At 50.2% G+C, this 26,059-nt stretch carries 28 protein-coding genes; 7 read left to right on the top strand and 21 right to left on the bottom strand.

What is annotated here, in order from left to right:
• Positions 1-131: 131 nt before the first annotated feature.
• From JOE45_RS01890 to crcB, 12 genes are all read right to left on the bottom strand, one after another.
• Positions 132-548, bottom strand: a complete 417-nt coding sequence (locus tag JOE45_RS01890; RefSeq protein ID WP_210021795.1) for a hypothetical protein — start codon at positions 546-548, stop codon at positions 132-134.
• Positions 549-635: 87 nt separating this feature from the next.
• Positions 636-1,049: a VanZ family protein gene (locus tag JOE45_RS01885; protein WP_210021796.1), complete on the bottom strand. Its 414-nt coding sequence runs from the start codon at positions 1,047-1,049 to the stop codon at positions 636-638.
• A 39-nt stretch (positions 1,050-1,088) separates the two neighbouring features.
• The gene (locus tag JOE45_RS01880; RefSeq protein WP_210021797.1) at positions 1,089-1,622 is read right to left on the bottom strand and encodes a type 1 glutamine amidotransferase domain-containing protein; all 534 of its coding nucleotides are present in this window, start codon (positions 1,620-1,622) and stop codon (positions 1,089-1,091) included.
• Positions 1,623-1,675: 53 nt separating this feature from the next.
• Positions 1,676-3,442, bottom strand: coding sequence for a phosphoenolpyruvate--protein phosphotransferase (gene ptsP / locus JOE45_RS01875; protein ID WP_210021798.1), 1,767 nt, complete (start codon positions 3,440-3,442; stop codon positions 1,676-1,678).
• Positions 3,435-5,324, bottom strand: a complete 1,890-nt coding sequence (locus JOE45_RS01870) for a glucose PTS transporter subunit IIA (protein WP_210021799.1) — start codon at positions 5,322-5,324, stop codon at positions 3,435-3,437. Before JOE45_RS01870 ends, ptsP begins: the two co-directional genes overlap by 8 nt.
• Before the next feature lie 138 nt (positions 5,325-5,462).
• Complete coding sequence (locus JOE45_RS01865) at positions 5,463-6,284, bottom strand: hypothetical protein (protein WP_210021800.1); 822 nt, start codon at positions 6,282-6,284, stop codon at positions 5,463-5,465.
• A 131-nt stretch (positions 6,285-6,415) separates the two neighbouring features.
• Complete coding sequence (thiE, locus tag JOE45_RS01860) at positions 6,416-7,063, bottom strand: thiamine phosphate synthase (protein WP_461479630.1); 648 nt, start codon at positions 7,061-7,063, stop codon at positions 6,416-6,418.
• 1 nt (position 7,064) lies between these two features.
• The gene (locus JOE45_RS01855) at positions 7,065-7,493 is read right to left on the bottom strand and encodes a CoA-binding protein (RefSeq protein ID WP_210021801.1); all 429 of its coding nucleotides are present in this window, start codon (positions 7,491-7,493) and stop codon (positions 7,065-7,067) included.
• 25 nt (positions 7,494-7,518) lie between these two features.
• Entirely contained in the window at positions 7,519-8,367 is an 849-nt protein-coding gene (locus JOE45_RS01850) for a C39 family peptidase (protein WP_210021802.1), read from the bottom strand.
• A 52-nt stretch (positions 8,368-8,419) separates the two neighbouring features.
• Positions 8,420-9,715 carry a 3-phosphoshikimate 1-carboxyvinyltransferase gene (aroA, locus tag JOE45_RS01845; protein ID WP_210021803.1) on the bottom strand — a complete coding sequence of 432 codons (1,296 nt, stop codon included), beginning with the start codon at positions 9,713-9,715 and terminating at the stop codon, positions 8,420-8,422.
• 15 nt (positions 9,716-9,730) lie between these two features.
• Positions 9,731-10,090 (bottom strand): fluoride efflux transporter FluC, encoded by a 360-nt coding sequence (locus JOE45_RS01840; RefSeq protein WP_245246545.1) that lies wholly within the window; start codon positions 10,088-10,090, stop codon positions 9,731-9,733.
• Positions 10,090-10,476, bottom strand: coding sequence for a fluoride efflux transporter CrcB (gene crcB / locus JOE45_RS01835; RefSeq protein WP_210021805.1), 387 nt, complete (start codon positions 10,474-10,476; stop codon positions 10,090-10,092). Before crcB ends, JOE45_RS01840 begins: the two co-directional genes overlap by 1 nt.
• A 113-nt stretch (positions 10,477-10,589) precedes the next feature.
• Between crcB and JOE45_RS01830 the strand changes: the two genes are divergently transcribed.
• Positions 10,590-10,883, top strand: coding sequence for a rhodanese-like domain-containing protein (locus JOE45_RS01830; RefSeq protein ID WP_210021806.1), 294 nt, complete (start codon positions 10,590-10,592; stop codon positions 10,881-10,883).
• Here the strand turns inward: JOE45_RS01830 and JOE45_RS01825 are convergent.
• Entirely contained in the window at positions 10,880-11,392 is a 513-nt protein-coding gene (locus JOE45_RS01825) for a shikimate kinase (protein ID WP_210021807.1), read from the bottom strand. The two genes, JOE45_RS01830 and JOE45_RS01825, sit on opposite strands and share 4 nt — an antisense overlap.
• A gap of 163 nt (positions 11,393-11,555) precedes the next feature.
• Here JOE45_RS01825 and JOE45_RS01820 point away from each other — a divergent pair, with 163 nt between their 5' ends.
• The gene (locus tag JOE45_RS01820) at positions 11,556-11,915 is read left to right on the top strand and encodes a hypothetical protein (RefSeq protein ID WP_210021808.1); all 360 of its coding nucleotides are present in this window, start codon (positions 11,556-11,558) and stop codon (positions 11,913-11,915) included.
• Here the strand turns inward: JOE45_RS01820 and gndA are convergent.
• From gndA to JOE45_RS01785, 7 genes are all read right to left on the bottom strand, one after another.
• Positions 11,912-13,324, bottom strand: a complete 1,413-nt coding sequence (gene gndA / locus JOE45_RS01815; RefSeq protein WP_210021809.1) for an NADP-dependent phosphogluconate dehydrogenase — start codon at positions 13,322-13,324, stop codon at positions 11,912-11,914. The genes JOE45_RS01820 and gndA overlap by 4 nt on opposite strands.
• 68 nt (positions 13,325-13,392) lie before the next feature.
• The gene (locus tag JOE45_RS01810; RefSeq protein WP_210023468.1) at positions 13,393-14,160 is read right to left on the bottom strand and encodes an SDR family oxidoreductase; all 768 of its coding nucleotides are present in this window, start codon (positions 14,158-14,160) and stop codon (positions 13,393-13,395) included.
• 18 nt (positions 14,161-14,178) lie between these two features.
• Positions 14,179-15,744, bottom strand: a complete 1,566-nt coding sequence (gene gntK, locus JOE45_RS01805; RefSeq protein ID WP_210021810.1) for a gluconokinase — start codon at positions 15,742-15,744, stop codon at positions 14,179-14,181.
• On the bottom strand, positions 15,745-17,013 hold the full coding sequence (locus tag JOE45_RS01800; RefSeq protein ID WP_210021811.1) for a nickel pincer cofactor-dependent isomerase, group 22: 1,269 nt from the start codon (positions 17,011-17,013) through the stop codon (positions 15,745-15,747).
• Between the two features lie 4 nt (positions 17,014-17,017).
• Positions 17,018-18,031, bottom strand: coding sequence for a LacI family DNA-binding transcriptional regulator (locus JOE45_RS01795; RefSeq protein WP_210021812.1), 1,014 nt, complete (start codon positions 18,029-18,031; stop codon positions 17,018-17,020).
• A 183-nt stretch (positions 18,032-18,214) separates the two neighbouring features.
• Positions 18,215-18,811 carry a hypothetical protein gene (locus tag JOE45_RS01790; protein WP_210021813.1) on the bottom strand — a complete coding sequence of 199 codons (597 nt, stop codon included), beginning with the start codon at positions 18,809-18,811 and terminating at the stop codon, positions 18,215-18,217.
• A 435-nt stretch (positions 18,812-19,246) separates the two neighbouring features.
• Entirely contained in the window at positions 19,247-20,143 is an 897-nt protein-coding gene (locus tag JOE45_RS01785; RefSeq protein WP_210021814.1) for a stalk domain-containing protein, read from the bottom strand.
• Positions 20,144-20,302: 159 nt separating this feature from the next.
• Between JOE45_RS01785 and JOE45_RS01780 the strand changes: the two genes are divergently transcribed.
• From JOE45_RS01780 to JOE45_RS01760, 5 genes are all read left to right on the top strand, one after another.
• On the top strand, positions 20,303-21,142 hold the full coding sequence (locus JOE45_RS01780; protein ID WP_210021815.1) for an ABC transporter ATP-binding protein: 840 nt from the start codon (positions 20,303-20,305) through the stop codon (positions 21,140-21,142).
• On the top strand, positions 21,075-21,839 hold the full coding sequence (locus JOE45_RS01775) for an ABC transporter permease (RefSeq protein ID WP_245246543.1): 765 nt from the start codon (positions 21,075-21,077) through the stop codon (positions 21,837-21,839). The genes JOE45_RS01780 and JOE45_RS01775 overlap by 68 nt, the downstream gene beginning before the upstream one ends.
• A gap of 45 nt (positions 21,840-21,884) precedes the next feature.
• Positions 21,885-22,931 carry an ABC transporter substrate-binding protein gene (locus JOE45_RS01770; protein ID WP_210021816.1) on the top strand — a complete coding sequence of 349 codons (1,047 nt, stop codon included), beginning with the start codon at positions 21,885-21,887 and terminating at the stop codon, positions 22,929-22,931.
• Positions 22,932-23,119: 188 nt separating this feature from the next.
• Positions 23,120-23,758 (top strand): DUF1054 domain-containing protein, encoded by a 639-nt coding sequence (locus JOE45_RS01765; RefSeq protein WP_210021817.1) that lies wholly within the window; start codon positions 23,120-23,122, stop codon positions 23,756-23,758.
• 93 nt (positions 23,759-23,851) lie between these two features.
• Positions 23,852-24,580 (top strand): hypothetical protein, encoded by a 729-nt coding sequence (locus JOE45_RS01760; protein WP_210021818.1) that lies wholly within the window; start codon positions 23,852-23,854, stop codon positions 24,578-24,580.
• A gap of 235 nt (positions 24,581-24,815) precedes the next feature.
• Here JOE45_RS01760 and JOE45_RS01755 read toward each other — a convergent pair whose 3' ends face one another.
• Positions 24,816-25,994: an MFS transporter gene (locus tag JOE45_RS01755; protein ID WP_210021819.1), complete on the bottom strand. Its 1,179-nt coding sequence runs from the start codon at positions 25,992-25,994 to the stop codon at positions 24,816-24,818.
• Positions 25,995-26,059 lie beyond the last annotated feature (65 nt).

Here is a 26,059-nt window from a genome sequence, read left to right as displayed (position 1 = left end):
AAAGTATAATGCGATCATGTTATTTAGCCTTATCATACGACAAAATGCTTGGTTTCGCAACGAATATAGGCTTAGTCCTATGATAATAGTATCAAATTAAGTCAAAAAAGCCAACTGCGGGGCAGTGGCTTTCAGAAATCGTGTACCGTTATGGAATGTTTGGCAATTTGAGACAACCGCATTCTTACATCATCAACCCAGGGCTCGTCGTTCAGCGACTGGGCAAGAAGCAGCAGATCAAGCAGCTCGTTAATGCGCTCCTGAATAATGGCCTCCACGGGATCGGCCGCCCGTTTCTTCTCGGTCACCTTTACCATCAGATGAGCCACTTCGCTCACTTCTTCAAATTGCAAATGCTGCTTGCCGGGCTTGCTGCCAAGCGTGCCGATCAGTCCGGTCAGCTCCGGCTTAACCCCTGGGAACACTTCGCTGCGGCTGCAAGCTTCACACGAAAAAATAGGGACATTTTCGATTTCAACCTTGTTTTGATAAATGACGGTGCGGAGGCGGATACCCATATGCTCACCGCATTTGCACTGCTTCTGCAACAAAACCACTCCTTTTTGGCGACAACCCAAACCTTTCTCTATGTTCAAATATTCTACCTCCGTTCAGCATTTCCTTCTGAAAGTGAGTTAGTAATATTTAGCACCGGATAGGCGGCTGTACCAACGCCGGACAAACGGAAGATAGAGCAGAAGCATCGCTAACGCGGCACCGATAGCATCATTGCGAAGATCCATCAGATCGGGCGTCCGTCCCGGAACGAACGACTGATGGTATTCGTCCGTCACACCATAAAGTACGCACATGAGTACGACCACAAGCCTAATCCCGAGGCTCAACCGCTTGGGGCGAAGCGCCCATAAATAAGTCCATGCCAAGATAAAGTAGGCTGCGAAATGTCCCCAATTAAAGCCTTCCATCATCGGAACCCAGCGGCGGACGGAGTCCAGCCAGCCGCCCAAATCTTCACCGGTTCGGGAAGATAAATAAAAAATGACCGCCATCCACAGCAGGGAAGGCAGCCATCGAATGAACGAGTTCATTAGGCTTGGCTCCTTGCTTCTCTCTACTTGCCGAAGCTATTACTTGCGGGAATAACTAGCCAAAACGTCGACGAAGGTCTTCGTAAACGCGGGAAGATCCGGCGGTCTACGGCCCGATACGATATGACGGTCAACCACTACCTCTTCGTCAACCCAGATCGCTCCCGCGTTCTCCAAATCGTCCTTAATCCCGGGCGTCGAGGTCATCGTGTAGCCCTTGCATATTTTAGCCGATGCCAGCACCCAACCGGCGTGACATATCTGAGCGATCGGCTTCTCTGCTTCATGGAACTCTCTAGTAAGCCGCAGCACGGATTCATAACGACGTAATTTATCAGGTGCCCAACCTCCCGGGACATACAACCCGATATACTCCTCCGAACGAACTTCATCCAGCGCATGATCCGTCGTAAGCGGAACTCCGTATTTACCATGATACACCGTATTCGATTTGGGTCCGGCGAGATGTACCTCCGCCCCCGCTTCCCTCAGCCGCATCACCGGATACCACATTTCCAAATCTTCAAAATCCTCATCTACAAAAGCAAGCACTCGGTAACCTTTTAATTCCATAATGCATTCTCCTCCTAGGGGTTGATCTATAGTCTCAGGAAACGGCAAGCGGCTTAGAGGCAGCCGCTTGCCGGCCGCGGAGGCTGTGTCTCCTCCGCCAAATCCGTCTCCAAATATCGCCCAAGCACATCCATCACAGCCGAGCTGGACTTACATTTGGACAGCTCGTCCCAAATGCCGACCGCATCGCTGTACCGGCTTTGCAGCAAGCTATTCTTCACCTTCAGGATCGATTGCACTGACATGCTTAATTCTTTTATCCCGAGAGATAGCCAGATCGGAAGGGCACGAATGTCCCCTGCAAGTTCTCCGCATACACTGACATTCGTGCCGAAACGCTTGGCATTATCCACAGTGAGCTTCAGCATGCGGAGCACAGCCGGATGGAAGGGATCGTACAGGTGCGCCACTTGTTCGTTCATCCGGTCTACGGCAAGTACATACTGAACCAAATCATTCGTGCCGATGCTAAAGAAATCCACCTCTTGGGCCAGCAGGTCCGAAATCATGACCGACGCAGGCAATTCGATCATAATGCCTACCTTGATGTCTTCGCTGAAAGAAACATCCGCATTCCTCAGCTCCTGCTTGGCTTCCTCCAGCAGTTCATTTGCCTTATGGAGCTCTTCTAAGCTGGAAATCATCGGATACATGATTTTGACGCTTCCGTAATGGCTGGCTCGCAGAATAGCTCGCAGCTGTGTCTTAAACAAATCCGTCCGGTCCAGCATAATCCGAATCGCACGATAACCTAGTGACGGATTCTCCTCCTCGGGAAGTGCCAAATAATCCAAATGTTTGTCTCCGCCGATATCCAGCGTCCGAATGACGACCGACTTTTCTCCGAGCCGTTCTGCCACCTCACGGTATACGACAAACTGTTCCTCCTCTTGCGGGAAGGTGCTCCGGTCCATATACAAAAATTCCGTCCGAAACAGACCTACGCCCGAAGCTCCGTTGCGGATGACCAAATCCAGCTCTTTGACCGAGCTTATGTTGGCCGCAAACTGCATGGACCAGCCATCCTCCGTACAGGAAGGCAGATGCGCTAATTTCTGAAGCTGCTCCTGAACTGCCCTCCAAGATTCCCTTCGAGCTTCATACTGTTCGACAACCTCTTGATTCGGATTGACGTATACGATGCCTTCATCTCCATCGATGATGAGGTAATCGCCGTTTTGAATCGGTGTCTGGAGCTTACCCTCCAGACCGAGCACATAAGGAACGCTCATGGCCCGAGCCATGATAGCCACGTGAGACGTTTTGCCCCCCATCAGGGTGACAATTCCCATGGTTTGGCTCACGTCTAGATGAACCATCTGGGACGGAATCAATTCTTTGGCTACCAGAATATACGGTTGATCCTTAGGCGGCAGCGTCTCCTCGAGCGCTCCAAGCAAATGCTTGAGCAGCCGATTTCCGACATCCTTAATATCGAGCGCTCGTTCCTTCATGTAATGATCATCGAGCAGATCGAACATATTGACGAATTTCTCAATCGCTTCCTTGACCGCTACCTCTGCCGCTTTGTACTGACGCTGCATGATGCCCTGCACTTCGCTCATAAAAATGGGATCTTCAAGGATGGCCAGATGAGCGTCGAAAATTTGTGTCTGCTCTTCCCCCAGCACACTGACGAATTCCTGCTTAATCTGTTCAATTTCTACCTTGGAGTGATGGATTCCGTCATACAACCGCTCGAATTCATAAGCTAAATCCGCAACATCGATCAGCTTTTCGGGAAAGTCCCATTCCCAAGTCGGAATGACAAAGGCTTTGCCCATGGCGATACCGGATGATGCTCCGATTCCCTCAACCAAAAGCGTTCCCTCCCTCTGTGACGGCATTCTTGAGTACGACCGACATAACGGACGCCTGACCCTTCTTGACTGTTTTATAAGGCGCGAAGCTCCATGACTTCACCTTATCAACATTGGTGATCAGCATCGGCGTCGCAAGCGATTTGCAGTTCTTTTTCACCTTATTCAAATTGAAACGAACAAGCAGCTGCCCCGGCTCGACCTGGTCTCCTTCTTTGATATAGCACGTAAAGTATTTACCCTCAAGGTGGGCCGTGTCGATACCAATATGCAGCAGTACTTGAAGCCCTTGCTGCGTCTCGATCCCTATGGCATGAAGCGATGGATAAACATGAATGATCTTACCAGCCACCGGCGATACAAGCTCCCCCTTCTCGGGGAGGAATGCCACGCCGTCACCGACAAGCTTCCCTGCGAAAATTTTATCCGGCACTTCCTCGAGCGGAATCATGCGGCCCTGCATAGGCGAATTAAACAGCACCTGCTCAATGTCCTTGCGCAGCGCCTTATTAATCTCTTCCCGGATTAATTCGGAATAGGTGCCGAACACCACCTGCACGTTGCCCCCTCCCAAACGGATGACACCGGCTGCGCCCAAATGTTTAAGCGCCGCGGTGTCCATCTGACGGTCGTTAACGAGAGTTAGACGAAGGCGGGTGATACAAGCCTCAATGTTCTTGATATTGTTCTTACCGCCCAGTGCCTGCAGAATCAGCGGTGAGCGATAAGGAATGTCCCCTGCCCACTCTTCCAGCTGCGAGCCTTCCTCGCGGCCAGGCGTAGGGATCCGGAATCGACGAATCGCCCAGCGAAACAGTACATAATAGACAATTCCGTAGCCCAGCCCGATCGGAATCAGGAGCAGCCCGTTCTTCGCCAGATGAAGATTGATCAAAAAGTCGATGGCCCCTGCCGAGTACGAGAAGCCGTGGTGTATGTCCAAAGCAAAAGCGATCCACATCGCAAAACCCGAGAGGATGGCATGGACAATAAAGAGATACGGCGCCACGAACAAAAATGCGAACTCGATCGGCTCCGTCACTCCGGTTAAAAAGCAGGCGAAGGCCGCGGTCAAAAAAGTGGCGCGAATTTTCGGCTTCAAATCTTCACGCGCTTCCTGAATAATGGCCAGCGCGATAGCCGGCAGTGCAAACATCATCACCGGATATAATCCCGCCATATAAAAACCCGCTTCAGGATCACCCGCAAAAAATCGCGGTAAATCGCCGAACACCGGCTGTCCGTTAGCGTCGTAAGCGCCCAACTGGAACCAGAAAAAATTATTAAACACATGATGCAATCCCGAAGGCACAAGCAGCCTGTGGATGATTCCGTATAAGAACGTTCCGAATCCGCCAAGCCCCAAGATGACATTCGTTAGCGCTTGCATGCCCGCTTCCAGAAAAGGCCCTATCTGAATCATGATTACGATCAATATAAAAATGGCCAGACCCATGAGCAGCGGCACCATCCGCGGACCGCCGAAAAATTGAATATATTCGGGGAGCTGAATATGCTTCACCCGGTGATAAATCACCGCCGCAAGCAGGCCGATCAAGATTCCGCCCGGTACACCAAGCTGGAACGATTCGCCCAGAAAATGCTTCAGAGATTCACTGAACATATAATGACCGATTAAGGCAGACATACCGGCAATGCCCGCGCTCTCCGTCAAGCCCAGCGCAACGCCTACGGCAAAGATCAGTGGCAAATAAGTAAAGATCGTTGTTCCGGCCAACGTTAAAATTTCCCCAATTTGGGGCATATGCATTTGTTCCCAAGGCAGCGATCCGAGACGCAGCAAAATAGCTGCAACGGGAAGCGTTATGGTCGGCAGCATCAGTGAGCGTCCAAGCTGCTGCAAGTTTCCCATCCAATTCAAAGCAAGCCGTTCCCCCTTTCCTATTAAGATGGTAAGCCTTGGACTCTCTTTTGTCAAACAGCGAAATGAAGCCGTAATAGAGAAAAAGACGGACTGAAAAGTCCGCCTCCTTCAAGCCATTTTATGAATTATACTTGGTTACCTGCTGTAGCCCATATTGTTTGTGCTCATGCCCAATTGACTTTGAGAAGGCTGTGTGGAGTCTGCGCGCAGGTATGCGTCATGAGCTGGTTGATCTCCACGATAGTTAGCCGTGTGAAAGGTTTGTGGGTTTTGGTTTTGGCCGTATTGCTGATTGGAAGCACCGAATTGTTGGTTCATTCCTGTTGTGTTGTAGGAAGAACTCATTTGATTGCCCATTTGGGTTATTCCCATCCCCATTTGGCTAGTACCCATTCCAAGTTGGTTATTTGTACCCATTCCCATTCCCATTTGGCTTGCGCCGATGCCGTATTGACTTTGAGCCGGCTGCGTGGAATCCGCGCGGAGGTAGGCATCATGACCTGATTGATCCCCGCGGTAGTTAGCCGTGTGAAAAGATTGTGGGTTTTGGTTTTGGCCGTATTGCTGATTGGAAGCGCCGAATTGTTGGTTCATTCCTGTTGTGTTGTAGGAAGAACTCAATTGATTGCCTAGTTGGCTTGCTCCCATTCCCATCTGACTGGCGCCGATCCCGTATTGACTTTGGGATGGCTGAGTGGAATCAGCACGCAGATACGCGTCGTGACCTTGTTGGTTACCGCGGTAGTTAGCCGTTTGGTACGATGCCGTATTCTGCAGGGAACCGTTAGACTGGTTCATCCCTGCGGAGAATTGGCTGTTCGTTCCTTGGTTCAAGGATTGGTTATACTGGGATTGAACCGAGCCTGCCGGTTGGTATCTGGCTTGGCGGGATTGAGAGCTGGTGTTAGCTCCCATCTGATTTTGAAAGCTGTTTTGATAGCCTTGTTGGTTGTACATGAGAAAATCCTCCTTGTATTGAGAAGTCTTCCGGTTCCGGGTGCATTCGTCCGTTCCATTCCGAAAGCTTTTCTTATTTTCTTCAAGGAGGATTTTTTTTATAACTGATCGGATCTTTTTTTTGAAAAGCGTCAATTCACGCCAAGCACTTCCTGCTTTAAGCGTTCGGCAGCATGACGCGGATCTTGGCTCCGGACGACAGCGGAAACAACGGCTACGCCATCTGCACCAGCCTCTACGACGGAAGCGGCGCGGCCATGTTCGATTCCGCCGATGCCAACCATAGGAATACGGCCCCAGCGCTTCTTGATCCGGCCTATTAATTCGGTTCCGATCGGCTCACCTGCATCGCCTTTGGTCAGCGTAGCATAAATGGCCCCAACACCCAGATAATCGGCCCCATTTTCCATCGCCCATTCCGCTTCTTCCATTGAACTCGCAGAGATACCCACGATCGCATCATGACCAAGAAGTCTACGGGCTTCTCTCCCTGGAATATCGTCTTGGCCAACATGAACGCCATCGGCTTCAAGCAGCAGAGCTACATCCACCCTGTCGTTGACGAGGAAGGGGACTCCGTATTCCCGGCATAATTCTCGGATCACTCGAGCTTCAGTGAGCACCCGGGACAGCGGCGCCTGCTTTTCACGCAGCTGCAGCATCGTAATGCCGCCTTCCAAAGCGGCTTTCGCTGTTTCCAGTGCAGTTCTTCCCTCATATGAATCCAATCCCATAACCAAATAAACTGCTAAACGCTCTTGTATATTTTCCCGAAACAACTTATTTCCCTCCTGGCAGCAGAATGGAGTCCTCCACCTTAATGCAGCGATCCATCACAACTTCCAGTCCTCCGGCTTTGGCAACTTCCGCCGCTTCTTCATTGAAAACGCCGAGCTGCAGCCAAATCACTTTGGCTCCGATACGCACTGCTTCCTCGGCTACAGGTACCGTTTGTTCACTTCTCCGAAAGACGTTGACGATATCAACCGGCTCAGGGATATCCGTAAGCGAGCTGTAGCAAGTTTCACCCAGGATCGTACCGCTGACCATTGGGTTTACCGGAATGATGCGGTAGCCTTTCTTTTGCATAGCCTCTGACACCATATAAGACTCCCGGTCAGGCTTATCAGACAATCCAACTACAGCAATGTTCTTCGCATTCATCAATATTTCTTTAATAGCCTCACGAGACGGATTTTGAAACGACATCCTGCTCACTCCTTATCACACCTTATTAGTTTGCTTTAGAATAGCTAAGCGCTTGACTTCCCATCGCTTCCCAGATAGCCAAGAAACGCGCTTTTTCAATTTTGTGCTTGCCTTTTCCCGAAAGCGGGTCATTCACATACACAAACTCCTCGTCAAATCCTACCAGCAGTACGGCATGCTCCATGAAAGTCGTTTGAATAGGTCCGATCGACGTATCCCACACAACCCATTTACTTGGTACTTTGTAATCTATGGTCGTCCAAACGACAGAAGGAATCCCTTGAATCAATTGATCCTCCAGCTTAGAGAAGGGCTCCCGGGTCATATCGACAGCCGTAGGCACATAAGCCTCCAGCAAATCGTACAAGGCGGTATGATAAATGCCGAAGCCTTTGGCAGCCCCAGTCACCTCACCGACAAATCCCAAGTTCGGGTTACCCCAAAATGCGATAGAACCATCTTTGTTGTATCGGATTGGCGTCTCATCCCGTTTCATCTCTTGGGCTAGCTCCATTTTCGATTTGTCCACGCCGTAGTATTGAAGGAGCATAGTAAGACTCGTTACCTCGCAGCCGGAAGGAAGTTCCGGAAGCTGACGAACAACCGGGGCCTCCAGCATAGCGCTCTTGGGCCTTGGTTCTGCCGGCTTATCCGAGGCTGCAGCAGCATTGGCGTTATTTCCGCCCGGGGTCGGCCTTCCCTGTCCTGCTTGGCCCGCGTAGATAACGGTCCCGCTTAATACCGGTTCATCAAACCATGTTTGTCCGGTAATTTTGGCGTAAAGCAATACGGCAAATACACCGCTGGCGAATAACAGCCCCGCCATCAGAAACAAACCTAACGTAACTTGAATTCCTTTCCACAAGATGGTCATCGATCACCACCGCCTTGCCATAAACGGATTATAAATAAACACTTGATCTTCTCTATTCCTGTACAAGCTCAATCTGCGCGCCCAGAGATACTAAATGATCAAAATATTGCGGGTAGGACTTGGCCACATGATGCGCATCGTTAATGATGAGGCCTTTCTCTGACCGCAAGCCTGCAACCGTCAGTGCCATAATCACGCGATGATCGTAATGCGCATTGATTTCCACACCCCCGGTAATACCTTGAGGGCGGCCGTGGACAATAATTTCACTCTGTCTTTCCTCTACGTCAGCACCTGCTTTACGCAGCTCCGTAACGAAGTCAGTGATCCGGTCACATTCCTTATATCGAAGGTTCTCTACGTTGTAGAAACGGGAAGTGCCTTCGGCGAACAGGGAGGCCGCCACCATGGCCAGAACGCCATCGGTAAAATGATCGCCGTCGAACTCACCGGCTTTCAGCATTTGGTTGCCGCGTACGCGAACAACATCGTTCTCGTGGGTCAAGTCCACACCCATCGCCCGCAGCACGTCCACCACAGCCCGCTCCCCCTGCTTGCTGTTCTCGGAAAGACGAAGTACCGTGACATCCGAATTCGTAACGCTTGCAGCAGCCAAAATGGCCGCAGAGCCCGGATAATCGCCTTGTACAACATACTTCTGAGGTGAATATTGCTGTCCTCCTGGAATTTTGTAGTGCATCAGATCCTCAGAAGCTTCGATCTTAATGCCTGCTTGCGCAATGACCTCCAGCGTCTGCCCTACGATGACCTTCGACTTCAAGTCATGGAGAACCGTTATTTCGCTGTCTTCTTCCAAAAGTGGCATCGTGAACAGCAGTGAGCTTAAAAATTGCGAACTGACATTGCCAGACACAGTAATCTTCCCGCCTCGAGGCTTTCCTCCACGGATCGTGATGGGGAGTTTGCCCTCTCGGTGCTCCACCTGGATACCCATTTGCTGCAGAGAGTCAATCAGATCGTCATGAGGTCTTTTTCCTAACGAATCCGGATATGAATTAACAAAAGTTACTTCCGGGCAAAACGCAGCAACAGACATCAGAAAACGCAAAACAGCCCCCGCATTGCCCACATTCAATTCTTTCACATGTTTAGGATTACGGCCGAAGCCGCGAATCGTCATTTTCTCTTCGTCCTCTTCAATGACCGCGCCCAAATCCCGGATGCAGCGGCGCATAGCATCGCTGTCTTCGCTGTGAGCCGGGTAATATACCGTACTGGTTCCATCCGCCAATGCTCCAATCAACAGATAACGAGTCGTATAGTTTTTGGATGACAATGCATTAATGGTTCCTTCCAAGCGCGGCGTAGGTTTAACAATGGCTTTCATCGTATGTATCTCTCCTTATATAGCATATCCTAAATATAGAAAAGCAAAGCCCATTGTATAAGTGAGCCCCATATATAACCAAGCTGAACGTTTACGGCCTTGCGACAGTAGCCCCTCAGACTCCAATTTAAAGGTAGAAAATGTCGTGAACGCGCCCATAAATCCACTTCCGAACAGCGCGGTCATCCAGGCATCCGCTCCATGACCTAAAAACCATCCAAGCATAAAGGAGCCGAGAACATTGACCGAAAGCGTACCGTAAGGAATCAACCCGGGAAAGCGCTGGGCAATCCGGCCGCTCATCCAATATCGGCTGACCGCTCCCGCAAAGCCTCCTGCTCCCACCAAAAGCATGTTCAATAATGTATTCGACATCACTCGGAAGAACCCCTTTTCAAACGCAAAAAATTGGCGCGCTTGCCGAGATGAATGCACAGCAGCCCACCCCATAAGCTGAACAAAAAATACAGTACGGCACTGGCATAAAGCCGATGCTCCAGCAATTCAAAGAACTCCCAGCTTAAGGTTGAAAATGTCGTGAACGAACCGATAAATCCCGTCGTTACGGCAGCCCTTGCCTTTGGATAACGGGCAAGCCACTCCGAGTAAGCCAATTTCCCTAACAGCAGGCAGCCGGCAAGATTGCACAGCAGCGTCCCCCAGGGAAGATAGGAGCTAACCCCGTTGTTTAGGGCAAGAGATATGCCATAGCGCGATAAGGCTCCCGCCATTCCCGCCAGACCTATGTATACTGCTGTCATTCCCCATATCCCTCCTGAAGTACACGGCATTACAGGTTTGACACGACTTCCATTTATTCATTATGATGAATGCAGTCGGCCATACGGCCCATACATTGAAGGAGGACTTTTTCATGCAGACTATTACTCCAGAAGAAATCAAACAAAGACTCGCAAACGGCGAGGAGCTTCATATTATCGATGTCCGTGAACCGGAGGAAATCGCTCTTGGTATGATCCCAGGTGCCAAATCCATCCCTTTGATGCAAATTCCCGAGCGGTTAGCAGACATCCCGCAGCTTGGAGAAACGATTCTTGTATGCCGCAGCGGCAACCGCAGCAGTCGTGCTTATGAATATCTTGAAGCCCAGGGCCTCAAAGGGCTCAAAAACATGACCGGCGGCATGCTGGAATGGGAATCGCTCTAAGCATTTCCCATCGCGCTGCATATCACATCGATGATGCGGTCTACCGGTAGACCGTCCGTATCCACCTTTAAATCGGCAAAGTCATAAGCGTGCTTCCGGCTTACCACAATATGATTTACCCGTTCCTCCAAATTACCCTGAAGCAGCGGACGGTTTTGATCCCCTCTTACGCGCTCGATGATCGTCTCTACCGATGCCGAGAGAGCAACGACAAAGCCGTTCTCGTTCATGGCGTGCCGGTTTTGTTCAAGCAGTACCGCTCCGCCACCCGTTGCGATAACCTGCTTGCTTCCTCTCAGCACATCCCCTATGGTATCACTTTCCGCCCGTCGAAACGCCTCTTCTCCCTGTTTTGCAAACATTTCGCTGATGCTCATACCTTGGCTTCGTACGATCTCCGAGTCCGTGTCTATATACGTCCAGCCCAGTTTGGCAGACAGCGCTTGTCCTACGGTAGTCTTGCCTGATCCCATCATACCGATCAGCACAATATTGCGGTTCTTCCCCATAATACACCTCTAGCTATCGTCTTTAATCTTACCCTATCATATCATAGCTTGTCTTAACGTGAATAGAAAGTTTAGTGAACACATATGATGGATGTGAATAAATACTAGCTGAAACAGTTAAGCTGGTAATGCTGTTTTTGCTGCGAAAGGAGAACGCTTTATTATGATACCCAATGCCCTCCCGAAACCGAAAGTACCCGCTCCTATGGTAACGGATCAGAAGCTTCAACAAATCTTGGATTCTTCCAGGCCGCTTTGCAAGGAAGATATTATTTGGATGCTCGAATTTATTAAAAAAAAGGTGGCCGAGGAAGATCCGAATTTAATGGATCTTTCCCAGCCACGACTGCTTCAAAACTTTCGTTATTTTGCCGAGATCGCTTTGATGCTAATTCAACGACGCAACGGATTTGATCAAGAAGCCGACCGGCTGAAGATTTGGCTGGCCGAGGCATCCCACGGATTGCATCCGGGCAGAGTCAATACGTTCCGCAAAGCTTCTCCAGATGATGAACAGGCTTAGTTTTCCATCCATTGATAATGGAATGTTCCCTCTTTGTCCACACGTTTGAACGTATGAGCCCCAAAGTAGTCACGCTGCGCTTGCAGCAGATTGGCGGGCAGACGCTCCGTCCGATAGCTGTCGTAGTAGGCCAGCGCAGAAGCGAAGGCCGGCGCTGGAATACCGCGGGTAACGGCAGTCGCTACGACGCTTCTCCAAGCTTCTTGATAGTTTTCCACAATGCCTTTGAAGTACTCATCAAGCAGAAGATTTCTCAGCTCCGGATTATGGTCATATGCGTCTTTGATATTTTGCAGGAAACGGGCGCGAATGATGCAGCCGCCGCGGAAAATCATGGCGATGCTGCCATAATCCAGATCCCATCCATATTCTTCGCTTGCCGCTCTCATTTGAGCGAAGCCCTGCGCATAAGAACAAATTTTGCTTGCATACAGCGCTTTGCGAACGGATTCGATGAACGCTGCACGGTCACCTTCGAATGCTGCCGTTTTCGGACCGCCAAGCACCTTGCTCGCGGCCACTCTCTCTTCTTTCATCGCGGAAAGGAAGCGGGAGAATACCGATTCAGTAATGATCGAAAGCGGTACGCCAAGATCAAGCGAGCTCTGGCTGGTCCATTTGCCGGTACCCTTCTGGCCGGCCGAGTCAAGGATGACATCGACCATTGGCTTACCGGTTTCGGCATCATATTTGGTGAAGATGTCCGTTGTAATCTCGATCAGATAGCTATCCAGCTCACCTTTGTTCCACTCTGCAAAAATTTCATGAAGCTCCTGTGTGCTGACGCCCAGAACGTCCTTCAGCAGCTGATAAGCTTCGCAAATCAACTGCATATCTCCATACTCGATGCCGTTGTGGACCATTTTGACATAGTGGCCTGCGCCGTCCGGACCGATGTACGTGCAGCAAGGATCGCCGTTCACTTTGGCAGAAATGGCGGTGAGAATCGGAGCCACCAGCTCGTAGGCGTCCTTCTGTCCGCCAGGCATGATCGACGGCCCCTTCAAAGCGCCTTCTTCACCGCCTGATACGCCGGTACCGATAAAGCGGAGATCATGCGCTTGCAATTCTTTATTGCGGCGCTGCGTATCCGGGAAGAACGCGTTACCGCCGTCGATAATGATATCCCCTTGCTCCAGATGAGGAATCAGTTGATTAATGGTATCGTCAGTCGCGTTTCCTGCTTGAACCATGATCAAAACCTTACGCGGTTTCTCAAGGGAAGCGACGAATTCTTCAATGCTGTATGTACCGACCAATTGTTTGCCCGGCGATTCCGACAGAAGCGCATCGGTCTTCTCGCGGGAGCGGTTGTACACGGATACGGTAAACCCTCTGCTTTCAATATTCAAAGCCAAATTTTTGCCCATGACTGCGAGACCGATCACGCCTACCTGTTGTTTAGACATAAGTTTCTCTCTTCCTTCCTAATCCTTATTTATTTATCGACGATTTCAGAAGCGAAGCAGCTCACTCTTTAGATCGTCATCGCTCCGAAGCCCCCGTCCACTCGAAGAAGAGTACCCGTAACAAAGCTGGAGGCCTTCTCCGAAGCCAGATACACAGCCGCGCCCTGAAGCTCCTCCGCATCACCGAACCGGTTCATCGGAGTGTGCTTCATAATGGATTCAACTCGGTCCGGAGACAAAATTTTGCGGTTCTGCTCAGCTGGGAAGAAACCCGGAATAATAGCATTAACACGCACGCGCGCCGGCGCGAATTCACGCGCCAAAAACTGCGTCACGTTGTTAACCGCCGCCTTCGAGGCGGAGTATGTGAACACGCGGGAGAGCGGAGGCTCGGAGGAAACGGAGGAAATATTGATGATGCTGCCTCCTTCGCCTTTGTCTACCATATACTTCCCAAAAATTTGACAAGCCAACACCACACTCTTAAGATTCACATCCATGATCGAATCCCATTCATCCATCTTCAGCTCAAAGAACGGAGTCGGACTGTTCATACCCGGACAGTTCATCAGCACATCGCAGCGGCCGGTCCAAGCCGTTACCTCTGACAGCACGCGCTGCAAATCGTCTGCGCTCGTAGCGTCAGCGGAGAAGCATTGAGCTCGGCCTCCCGCCTCCTCCACCCGCTTAGCCACCTCTTTGGATTTCTCCATGTTGCGTCCCACAATTGCCACATCTGCGCCGTGTCCTCCCAAGGCTATAGCCATGGCGCCTCCCAATGTGCTGTTCCCGCCGATGATAACGGCTGTTTTCCCTGTCAGATCGAATAAATTCATGCTCATGGTCATTTCCTCCTAGGATTGCGTGTGCTTCAGTTGGAAAGCGGCTATGGCATCAAACTCGTCCTTCAACTGATGGTACACACGATTATAAATCTTTGTCAACTGTTGATATATTTCATGGTTTTGTTCACTGGCCGCAAGTGACTGCTCCACATGCATCCAGTCGTGCACGCTGGAGAAGTCTTTAATCTCTCCGAGTGCCAGCATACCCAGCTGCGCAGCCCCGAGCCCCGAGCTCTCAATCGTATTCGGAACCGCTACCGTAGTTCCAAGAACATCAGACATCATCTGCAGCCAGAAGGGCGATCTTGCAAACCCTCCCGAAGCACGTATTTCCTTAGTCGGGCCACTTAGCTCCTCCAGAGCAGTCACGACGGAATGGATCCGGTACATAACGCCTTCAAGCACGGAGCGAATCATATGTTTCTTTTGATGATACAAGGATAAGCCGAAAAAGACGCCGCGCGCATTCGCATTCCAGTATGGCGCACGTTCTCCCGACAGCAGCGGAAGGAAGATTAACCCATCCGATCCGGGTGCTACTTCCCGTGCCAATTCAGTCAAGTAATCATACGGGTCCATTCCGCGAAGCCTGCCTTCCTCCGCTTCCGCCGTGGCCAGTTGATCGCGGACCCAACGGAACATAATGCCTCCGTTATTGATCGCTCCGCCGACAACCCAGAAATCCTCATTTAGAGCGTAGCAGAACAACCGGCCTTTCGGATCCGTCACCGGCTCGCGCATCACGCCTCTAACCGCGCCGCTTGTCCCGATGGTTACCGCATAGACACCCTGATCTAAGGCTCCCACACCGAGGTTGGCCAGTACGCCGTCAGAAGCACCGATAACAAAAGGCGTATCTGCCGACAGGCCCATCGAAGCGGCCGCATCTGTACTCAATCCATCCAGAAGATGCGTGGTGGAGACCGGATCAGGCAGCTGTTCGCGGCGAACGCCGCATGCTGCCAATGCTCCTTCGTCCCAATCGAGCCGGCGCAGGTTGAACAACCCTGTAGCACTCGCAATCGAATAATCAATTACAAGCTTACCGAACAATTTGGCAAAAACATATTCTTTTATCCCAATAAACTTATAAGCTTGCTTAAACAAATCCGGACGGTGATCGCGGAGCCACATCAGCTTAAGCAGCGGTGACATCGGATGAATCGGAGTGCCTGTGTTGAGGTAAATCTCATGTCCATTCAACTCTTCCTTCAGTACCTTTACATAAGCAGCACTGCGGTTATCCGCCCATGTGATGCAGCGGGTAAGCGGCTGCAGCTCCTTATCTATCGCGATCAAACTGTGCATCGCGGAGCTGAACGATACGCACAGCACTTGGCCCGGCAGTACAGCCGCCTTGCTCACCACAGACCGGATTGCGGTCAGGACCGCCTGGAATATTTCATCCGGGTCCTGCTCGGCCACATCAGGTTTCGGCGTATGAAGGGGATATTCCACGGAGTGTGATGCGATTACCCGACCGCTCCGGTCGATCACCAGTGTTTTAGTACTCGTTGTGCCGATATCTGCTGAAATAATATAAGGCTTTTGTACAGACAAACCATTCCCGTTCATTTATACTAAGTTCCCTTCACTATTGAATGACAAATCGTATGGATCGGTCAAAATCTCGATGTCCGGATGAAGCTTTGCCTCCTCTAGCAAATTCACGGAAATCTCGATGTCGCCCAGATGCAGCGTATCTTGAATTCGTACCAAACGGCATTTCGAATAATCGAGAATATTACAGGTTTTGACCGCTGCTTTGATGGCATAGTAATCGTTCTCGAGCGTAGTCGCAATTTTGGTCGGTGCACATACGGTTGAGGTCAGACCATTCGCATATGTGGCTACCAGATCCATCTTGTCGACCAGCCGTTGAGTCGTGAAATCGGCCGTTCCCACCCCATTGGCATTCCCCTTCGTCTCAGGCGTCGTATCGAGGACAACCATCTTGGACACTTCCGGGCCGCCGTGCGCATAAGGCGTCGGGTACCGCCCGGTCACGTTCGGATCCATGCCGTCGCCGCTGATATTTTTGCCGATAAAATCAATAACCAACACATCGATTTGATCGAATAAAATTTTCGGCAGCCGGGCTTTGGCGATCTGCAGCAGCTCGATCTCACGCTCCTCGATTCGCTCCGCAGGAAGCACTTCGACGATGCACGTTTCGTCATATGCGTTCTCAACCAGTGCAACCCCGAATACAATCGGTAGTTTATCCAGCATAATGCGCGCCATGGCTGGCACATTCTCCGCCATATATTTAAATCCGAGCTGATGGCACGCTTCCGCTCCCTTTTGTTTACCGAGGCCGATAGAAATCATTTTCATAATACCGCTTTCAATAGGTCCACGGAATGCCGTATGCGGCTTTACGCGGTTGATGACGATGATGGCGTCCGCTTCCGAAGCATACTTGTCCACATACACCGGAAGACCATTCGGAAGTCGGTCAATCTCTACCACTTCCATCGAGGAACGAATCGGTGCTCCCATCGCTTCCTCGGTTACGCCAAGATGATGGAGCACTTCCTTCTGCCCCTCAGCCGTTGCTCCTCCGTGACTTCCCATGCAAGGTACGATAAAAGGATGCGCTCCGGCCTGCTTGATGGCCTCAATCGTCGTTCGGGTAAACTCAGCGATGTTAGCCACGCCCCGACTACCAACAGCGACGGCAACCTGCTGCCCCGGGTTGATTCGGTCGATCGCGCCCGGCTTCTGAAGCTCCTTGGCAAGCTCTTCAGCCGGATGCTGCAGCTTGTCTCCGTTGAATTTTTGCCTGATTCGGACCACTTGCGGAATCGGAATGTCTTGAAGCAGTTCTCTTAATATGCTCATTTGCCTATTGGCCTCCCGGGATGGTTTTGATGGAGTCCCGAATGACGAGCTCCGTATGGAAGAAGACGGTAGAAGTCTCCATTTGCTTGAATTCGATAAAAGTAAGCAGTTTTTCCGCTCCCGCCCGGCTCATCTCCTCGATCGGTCTGCGAACGGTCGTTAAAGCAGGCGTCATGAACGCAGAAAACAGATGGTCGTCGAAACCAACGACAGAAAGATCGTCCGGCACCGTCAGCCCGCGTTCCGTCACGGCTTTCACTGCTCCAAGCGCCATATCGTCATTACAGCAAAAAACGGCTGTGGGACGTTCCGGCAGATCCAGAAGCCGATTCATCGCGGCATAACCACTTTCCAGATCGTAATTTCCTTGAACCGACAAGGCTTCATAAAACTCTAATTTGTATTTCTTCAACGCATCGCGATAGCCGTCACGGCGGGATTGGGTCGATTTGAAGCCTTCTTTACCCTCAATGATCGCAACCCTGCGGTGCCCCTGCTCGATTAAATACTCGGTCATCCGATAGGCACCGGTCTGATCGTCCGGTACAAAATTCATGACTTGCACATGTTCGATTTCACGGTTTAGCACGACGAGCGGGATGCCTTTCTCCGCTGCGTATTCGATGAACGGCTGGTCGCTTGCGCTTTGACTCATTACAATAATGCCATCGAAGCTTTTTCGATTTACCTGGTGAAAGCTTTTATAGTCGTCAATCCCGCGAACGATCAAATTATACTCATCTTTAATGACATCATTCACGCCTTTGATCGCCTCGTACAAAAAACCGGCGGAAGTACCCGTATGCAGAGTTGAAAAAAACAGCCCCAAGTTGTAGGATCGATCCAGCACCAAGCTGCGAGCACTGTAATTCGGAGTATACTCCAAGCTTCCCGCAATCGCTTTGATCCTTTCCTTCGTTTCCGGGTTGATCAGCGGACTATCGTTCAGTGCCCGGGAAACGGTTGTATGCGATACGCCAGCGAGCTTAGCGATGTCTTTGATCGTAACGCTGCTCATATTCAACCACCTCTGCTGGTATCATAACATAGACCTGCACACGTTAACAACGCTCTTTTTTTACAGGTTTTTGTCCTCCCTTAAGCGTCTTTCACCGTATATTCCTACCACTTTTTTTTACTCCACTTAGGATAACATGCGAAACGACCTGCGCGTATACACAGGCCGTTTCACATGTCGTATTCACATTTCAAGCAGTAGCATTTCATGCCTTAGCTCCTTCAGCCTTTCTTTGCAAGTATTGGACGTCTCATGGTCTCCAGCTTGAAGCGCTTCATGCAGTACGGCCAGCTCATAGTCAAGCTCCAGTCGCAGTACCGGGATGCGTTCATCCGGGCGTTTGGAACGGAACGCCTGCATCATTTCTTCTACCGTCACGACAGGTTCTTTTTGGAATAACACTTTGTGCTCCACCCCCGAGATCTCTACCATCCGAATGATTTCGCCAAACATTATGTTTTCGATCAGGATTTGCCGGTCTTTGAACCGTTTGACGACCGCGTGACCGCGTGTGTCCCCGATCATTTTTTCCATGAGCTCTGCCAGCTTCTCATCCTTAAAAGAGTAATTTCCGACGATCTTATATCGTTCGCCGATACGTTGGAACTTTAATTTTACTAGCTTGCGGCCGGTTCGGATCGAAACGATAAACTGCTGTTCACTTTCGTTCCAATACAAGGAATAGCCTTCTTGTATAAGCGTTTTGATGAAGTTACGGATTAGCCGACGATCAAATCGTAACTCAAGGTTACAATATTCCACTTCATGACTTTTACTCACGGCAATCCCTCCTCAGGTTGAATAGCGATATCCAAGCTTTGTCGCTTGTGGTGAACGGTGCTGCGTCCAGCTTCGTCTCTAAAATTGACAAGTAGTTGAATCGAGCTGCAATTACTTTGAATGAATTTTCTGATTATTCTGTTTGTTAGTTCTATCTTATTATGAATCATATGTTTTAGCAACTTGGTTTATTGTCTTTTTTTTTCGAATTTCGAACCTATTTTTTTGCAAGGCCTGGCTGCTGCTGGGCGTTGTAAGCGCTAACGTTAAAAAGGCCTGCTCTCCTAACCATTTATTTGTGGGAAGGGTTGGCATGGTTATGCAAATACGCCCAGAAGCAGCTCCTGGGCGAGGGAATAATAGTCTATGATGACTTAATTTCGGCAATTGGAGTTAGAAAAAATCAACAGGATTACCATATTGGGAACATGACCCTTATGGATGCTCCCGTTTTATCGCTTCTGATTCTAAATCCGTCTTAGCGGTTATATTGACAGTATAGCCTGTATTCAGCCAGTCGGTGCTTTTGCTCACCTTAAGACGATCCTTCGAGTAGCGCTCAAGTACGTACCCATTCTGCGCACGTACGGTTTCTAGATAATAATAATCGTACAAGTCCGCTTCTCCTGCAACTTTGTCAATTATAATCGGCTTTTTATTGGTATAGATGTTGTCATAATTGATGGTAAGCGTGTTTTTCACATGACTGCGCAGCATTTTCAGCTTCTCGGGATGAAGCTCCTCGCTGATAACATATGTTTCGTAATCGGCAGAATACACATGCTCAGGGGTTTGGCGCAATCTTTTATTCAGCTCGCTCTCACTGATGAATATAGCACCCGTCAAGCGTTCCTTGGCTTTATTGAGCCCATTCGTATCCACACCCATTCGCTTGACGTCTGACTCGCGGTAATAAGGGGCAAAATTGGTTGTACTATTGTTGTAAGTGATCAGCATCGGATATTCCGCCCCTAAATATTTCAGCGTGATCGAATAAGAATTGTACAGCTCGATGGATTCATAAACCGGATTGCGATCCTCCGCCCGCTGCTCCGGGTTAATCCGGCTGTTGATGTAAATTGTCTTGGTCTCACCCCTCCATAATATGTTAGCCCCCATCAAGCGGCCCAGCTCGGCTAACGGCAAATAGCTTTTGTCTTCATAAATAAGCGGCGGACCCGACAATTGAACAGACTTACCGTCCAATACCAATTGGAAATCCGGGCGCAAATAAGCCTCTACCCGCTGCAGTACATCTTCTGCATATACCCCTGCGGTAAACGTACTTCCTATTAATGCGGTCATCCAAAATACGCGTTTGATCCGATTCATCGTCATTCAAACCTTTCTATAGAAGGAAAATAAAGGACATAATATACAATGATTCGACACGTTTAGCTTAAAATCCTGCAAAATTTGTTGTTGACAAGTCTTTTCATTCCTATAAAATTAGTTGGTATGACTTTTTTCACACCAAGGAGAGTGACACCGTTGATTGAAATTAAAGACGTCAGCAAAACGTTTCATCAGCGCACCGGCGGTACCTTTACGGCCATAGATAACGTATCGCTCACGATTAACAAAGGCGAATTCGTTTCACTGCTCGGACCTTCCGGCTGCGGCAAATCGACACTGCTGAATCTCGTGGCAGGACTGGAGCAAGCGGAGCAAGGAACGATTACCGTAAATGGACAGCCGTGCAGCACGCCGGGTCCCGACCGCGTTGTCGTGTTCCAAGAACATGCGCTGTTCCCGTGGCTGACTGTTCTCGATAACGTAGCTTTCGGCTTGAAGCAAAAAGGCATAGGTAAAAAGGAACGCGAAGCGATCGCTATGGAGCAAATTAAGGCCGTGCACCTCAGCAAGTTCGCCGATCGTTACCCGCACGAGCTTTCCGGCGGTATGAAGCAAAGAGCGGCAATTGCCCGCGCGCTTGCGATGGATCCCGAAATTTTACTGATGGACGAGCCATTCGCGGCGCTGGATGAGCAGACTCGGCTGATTTTGCATAAAGAGCTGGAAGAAATTTGGATGCGTACGCGCAAGACTATTCTCTTTATTACGCATAATATCCGGGAAGCCGTCATCCTTTCGGACCGCGTGCTCGTCATGTCGACCCGACCGGGTACGATCAAGAAGGAGTTCGCCGTGAAAGCGGCCCGCCCTCGGGATTACTCCGATTCCGTCCTGCACCACGTGGAAGGCAGCATCATGGAAGCGCTGGCTGACGAGCTGGAAAAAGTGGTAAAGGAGGAAATGGGCGATGAGTACAGCCTTAAGAAGAAGCATCTTTCTGATTCTTCTGCTGATAGCGTGGGAAGCGGGATATAGAATTTTCGACTGGGGCTGGAAATTTCCTTCCGTCTTTCAGACCTTCCAAGCTTTTTACGACGGATTGGTTCATGGACAGCTGCTGGAAGCTACCTTCCAAAGTATGAAGAGACTTTTGCTGGCCTTCATTCTGGCCATCGTGGTCGGAACAGTGCTGGGCTTTCTGTTCGCGCGTTATCGTTTCATTGATGATACCATTGGCTTTCTGGTCGTTGCGCTACAGACGATTCCAAGTATCGCTTGGCTGCCGTTCGCCATCATCTGGTTTGGGATGAGCGATTTTGCCGTTATCTTCATCACCACGCTCGGCGCGACTTGGACGATGGCCATGGCCAGCCGGACCGGAATTAAGAACATCCCGACGATTTACATTAAGGCCGCGCATATGATGGGCACCGGAAATGGGCTACGGATGTTTTATCAGGTGATGGTTCCCGCCGCTTTCCCTCATATGATGACCGGGGTGCGGGTCGCGTGGGCATTCGCTTGGCGGGCGCTTGTTGCTGGAGAACTGATCGCCAAAGGCGTAGGTCTCGGCCAGCTGCTGCAGGATGGCCGAAATTTGGCGGATACGGCGCTGATGCTGTGTATCGTCATTATCATTGCCGTACTGGGTACACTGTCCGACCATTTCTGCTTTAAGCGCCTGGAGGATAAGCTATTGGTTCGCTACGGTCTGATCAGCAATAGAAAATAAGGATCCCCTCGGATCCGACCATACCTCAAAGGAGAGAACACAGAGATGAAAAAAAAATCTGCACTACTCGCTTTAGCGCTGTCCGGCTTGCTGGCTCTTTCAGCATGCGGCGGCAGCACAGAAACGCCGAATAATGCTGCCGGCGGCGACGCAGCAGCTAAGACGGTTCGTCTTGGTATTTTCAAGAACGTGACGCATGCGCCAGGCTATGTAGCCCTGGAGCAAGGGTTGTTCCAAAAGCATTGGGGAGATAACGTCAAAATCGAGGTTCAAGCCTTCGACAATGGCTCCGACTTCTCCACCGCCTTGGCAACGGATCAAATCGACCTCGGCTTTGTAGGTCCCGGACCGGCTACGAACCAATATGTCAAAAGCAAAAACTTCCGCATTATCTCCGGCTCGAATAACGGAGGCGCGGTACTCGTAGCAGGTACAGATTCCGGCATCAACAGTGTGAAAGATTTGACGGGCAAGACGATCGCCATCCCGACCAAGGGCAGCACGAATGAAATTTCGCTGCGTCTCTTGCTCGAAGAGAACAACTTGAAAGTAACCACGGATACCAGCGGCGTACAAATTATCGCTCGCGCTCCGGCAGATACGCTCATCGCCATGCGCCAGAAAGAAATCGAAGCTACACTGATTCCTGAGCCGTGGGGAACGCAGATGGAGCAAGAGGGCATCGGTAAGGTCATCGTGCCTTGGGATCAAATTCCGCCGAACAACGGGAACTATCCGCTCACTCTTCTGGTCGCGAGCGATAAATTCCTGAACGAAAATCGTGAATTGGCAAAGCAAGCAATCAAAGCGAATGCGGAAGCGATCGAATTCATCAAAAGCAACCCCGACAAATCGTATGAGCTGATCAACAACCGGTTGAAAGAGTTCAGCGGCAAAGGGATGGACGTGAACCTGATCAAGGCCGCGCTTTCCCACCTGAACCTGACGACCGACGTCAGCAAAGAAGCCATTGAACAAATGGCAGGCGTATCTATCGATGCGGGCTATATCAAGGGCATGAAGAAGGAAGAGCTCAATTTAAGTGAATTCCTCGATCTTTCTTTATTGGAAGAAGTCAAGCAAGGCAAGTAAAGTGAAACGGAGCTGCAGCACGCAGCTCCGTTATTTTTTTGCTGAAAATCAATCCGCTATCGTTTTTTAGGTTCTACAACTGCGGGAGGAAATGTCGGTTATCGTCGAATCTCGCTGTGCTTCCGTGGTCATCTGTCTTCGATTATGTTATATTGTTTGAAGAAATAGGACGCATGGAGGTAAGCAGTATGACAGCATTCAAGGGGTTTCAGCAAGCGGATTTCGATACATTTACGATTGACGGACTGGAAGAGAGAATGAAAGCCATTCAAACTCGTATTCAGCCCAAATTTCAAGCGATCAGCGATGAGCTATTACAGTCTCTTTCCGTCCGTTCGGGACTGGAGATGTTCTTACATATTGCGAAGCACGCCCGCAGAAAAGTCAATCCGCCGGTTGACACATGGATGGCTATAGCTAATAATAAACGCGGTTATAAGCAGCATCCTCATTTTCAAATCGGCCTGTTCGACGACCGGGTATTCATCTGGCTAGCGTTTATCTACGAGCTTCCGAACAAAAAAGAGATCGCAGAGAAGTTTTTGCAGCAGGCCTCCGAGATTAAACGACGTTTACCATCCGATATGATGCTTTCGTTCGATCATATGAAAAAGGATGCCCTGAGCCTCTCTCAGATGGACGAAGAACAGTGGGAACAAGGGCTTAAACGGTTTCGCGATGTAAAAAAGGCGGAGCTGCTGATCGGACGAAATATCATGAAAGACGACCCTGTACTTCAGGACGGGAACAAGTTTATTGCATTCACGAACGAAACGTTCAATCAATTGCTGCCCTTATATCATTTATCTTTGGGGATCAAAAATTAATTTAAGCCTAAGCTTGCTTTAAAGTAAGGTTAATCTTTCTTGCATATCCTATAGTTGGTGAAAACCGAAACCTACTTACAGGAGAGTGCAGCGATGAAGCAGACTTACGCCAAAAAAATAATCGTCTCCTCCCTAGCACTTGCTTTAGTACTGGGTGGCGGAGCGCTTTATGGCACAAAGCAATTCGTTCGCGCGGAGACGCCGGATGCGGCCGTCCAATCGCAGGGCAATACTGACAAACCTGCGGAAGGTAAAGAATGGGCAAAGAAAGGCGATAATGCACGAGGCATGCACGGCAAATCCATGCCGATCTTTGAGGAAGCCGCAGCCATTCTCGGGATGGACAAGGAGACGCTGAAACAGTCGCTGAAGGACAAGACGCTGGTGCAGCTTGCTGCGGAGAAAAAGATTAGCGAGGCTGATCTGATCGCCAAGCTTCAAGCCGAGCGAACGAAAAAAATCGATGAGGCCTTGGCCTCCGGTAAACTGACCGCTGAGAAAGCGGAGAAGCTGAAGCAGAACATGGGAGAGCACCTGAAATTTATGGTGAACCATAAGTTGACCGGCGAAGAAAAGAAACGAATGCAAGGAGGCAAGCATCAGTTGATGCCTGCTAAAGACAAGCTTGCCGGTATTCTCGGAATGACGGAGGACGAATTGAGAGATGAGCTCAGAGCCGGTAAATCCTTGACAGAGATCGCTCAGAGCAAGGGCATGACCAAGGAGCAACTGATTGGTCAGATCAAGGACGAGATGACGCCATGGATTGAGAAAATGGTTGAACGCAAGCATTCTACCGGCGATAAGAAAACAACGGAATAAGCATCACATGTTAAAGACGGGGGCCCTCCCTCGTCTTTTTGTGTACCCAAGTCAAACCATAGAAAGGAGCCTGTCATCGTGCTCAAATGAATGGAATGGCCATGAATCTCCAAGACATCCAAGGTGAAAAATATACTCCGTTACCAGGAGTCGTGGAATGAACGCACCTAAGTACGCAAACCCAATAAGCTGCCGCAAGCGAAAGATTCGATAGCGGCAGCTTATTGGGTTTGATTTACAGCGGTTGGCTTGATGTTCTAGTACCAATCCGGTCCAATACCATAAAGCGGTACAGCAAATAGAGTGCTCCTACAGACAGCAAAGCCCCGGTAAGGAAAGGCAAGCTGTTGCTGTAATCATAAACGCCTGCTCCGAGCAGCGGACCTAAGATGCGTCCCAAGCTGTCCATGGATGAGCTTAAGCCCGACGCGATGCCCTGCCCGACGGAAGTCTTCTGCGTAATGAGCGAGGTGACGCACGGGCGGATCAGCGCATTACCCGCAGCAAAGACGCTCAAATAGATCGAGGCGGTAAGCAAATTCGATGAGAACAAAATCAGTATGAAGCCGAGTGCCGAGAGAACGAGACCGAGGCCGACCACACGTGCCTCTTGTCCTTTTTTGATAAGACGCCGGACGACCCCCCCTTGGATCAACGCTCCTACGATGCCGCTAACGGCGAACATAATTCCAAGCTGTGTCGGCGTTGCTCCGATGCGATCCCGTTGGAACAAGAGCAGCGTCGCTTCCAGTCCCGCTAGCGAGAATGAAACAAAGAAGGATAGCACGTATAAATATTTGAGCGGTCCGACAAACGCGCTCCAGCGGGAAGCTTTGGCTCCCTGAGGTTTATGCCGCTTCTCTTCCGTCAGCGATTCCGGCAGTTTGAAGTACGCGAACACGAAGGTACCGAATGCGAGAGCGGCGGCAACGAAGAACGGCACATGGGTTCCCCAGTGACTAAGAAGGCCGCCCAGCGCAGGCCCGAAGATGAAGCCGAGCCCGATTGACATCCCTACAAGTCCCATTCCTTTGGTACGTTCCTCATCTGTTGTGATATCGGCAACATATGCGACCGCACAGGCGGTTGCGGCTCCGGAGAACAGTCCTCCCAATATGCGGGAAACGTACATAAGCCATAGGCTTTCCAGGGCTAGGCCGAACAGAAAGAAGCTAAGGCTGAATCCGAGTGCGCCGATTATGATAAGCGGACGTCGACCGATTCGATCGGACAGCCCTCCCCACACCGGGGACATAAGGAAAGAAGCCAGCGAGTAAACCGAGAGCAGCATACCCAAATGAAAGTTTTCCGCTCCCGATCCCGTCACGGCATCGGGAAGTACCGGAATGATTATGCCGAAGCCGACAAAAATCGTCATCAGCAGAACCATGATTATGGCAAGCTGTTTGTTCATGTGGTAATGGGTTCCTCCCGATCTGCGATAGTTTCCCTTATCGTACCACATCTTTTTTGCCGATG

The organism is Paenibacillus sp. PvR098, assembly GCF_017833255.1.
Lineage (GTDB): Bacteria > Bacillota > Bacilli > Paenibacillales > NBRC-103111 > Paenibacillus_G.
The sequence above is the reverse complement of the archived record's forward strand: the minus strand, read 5'-3'. Positions and strand labels throughout refer to the sequence as shown.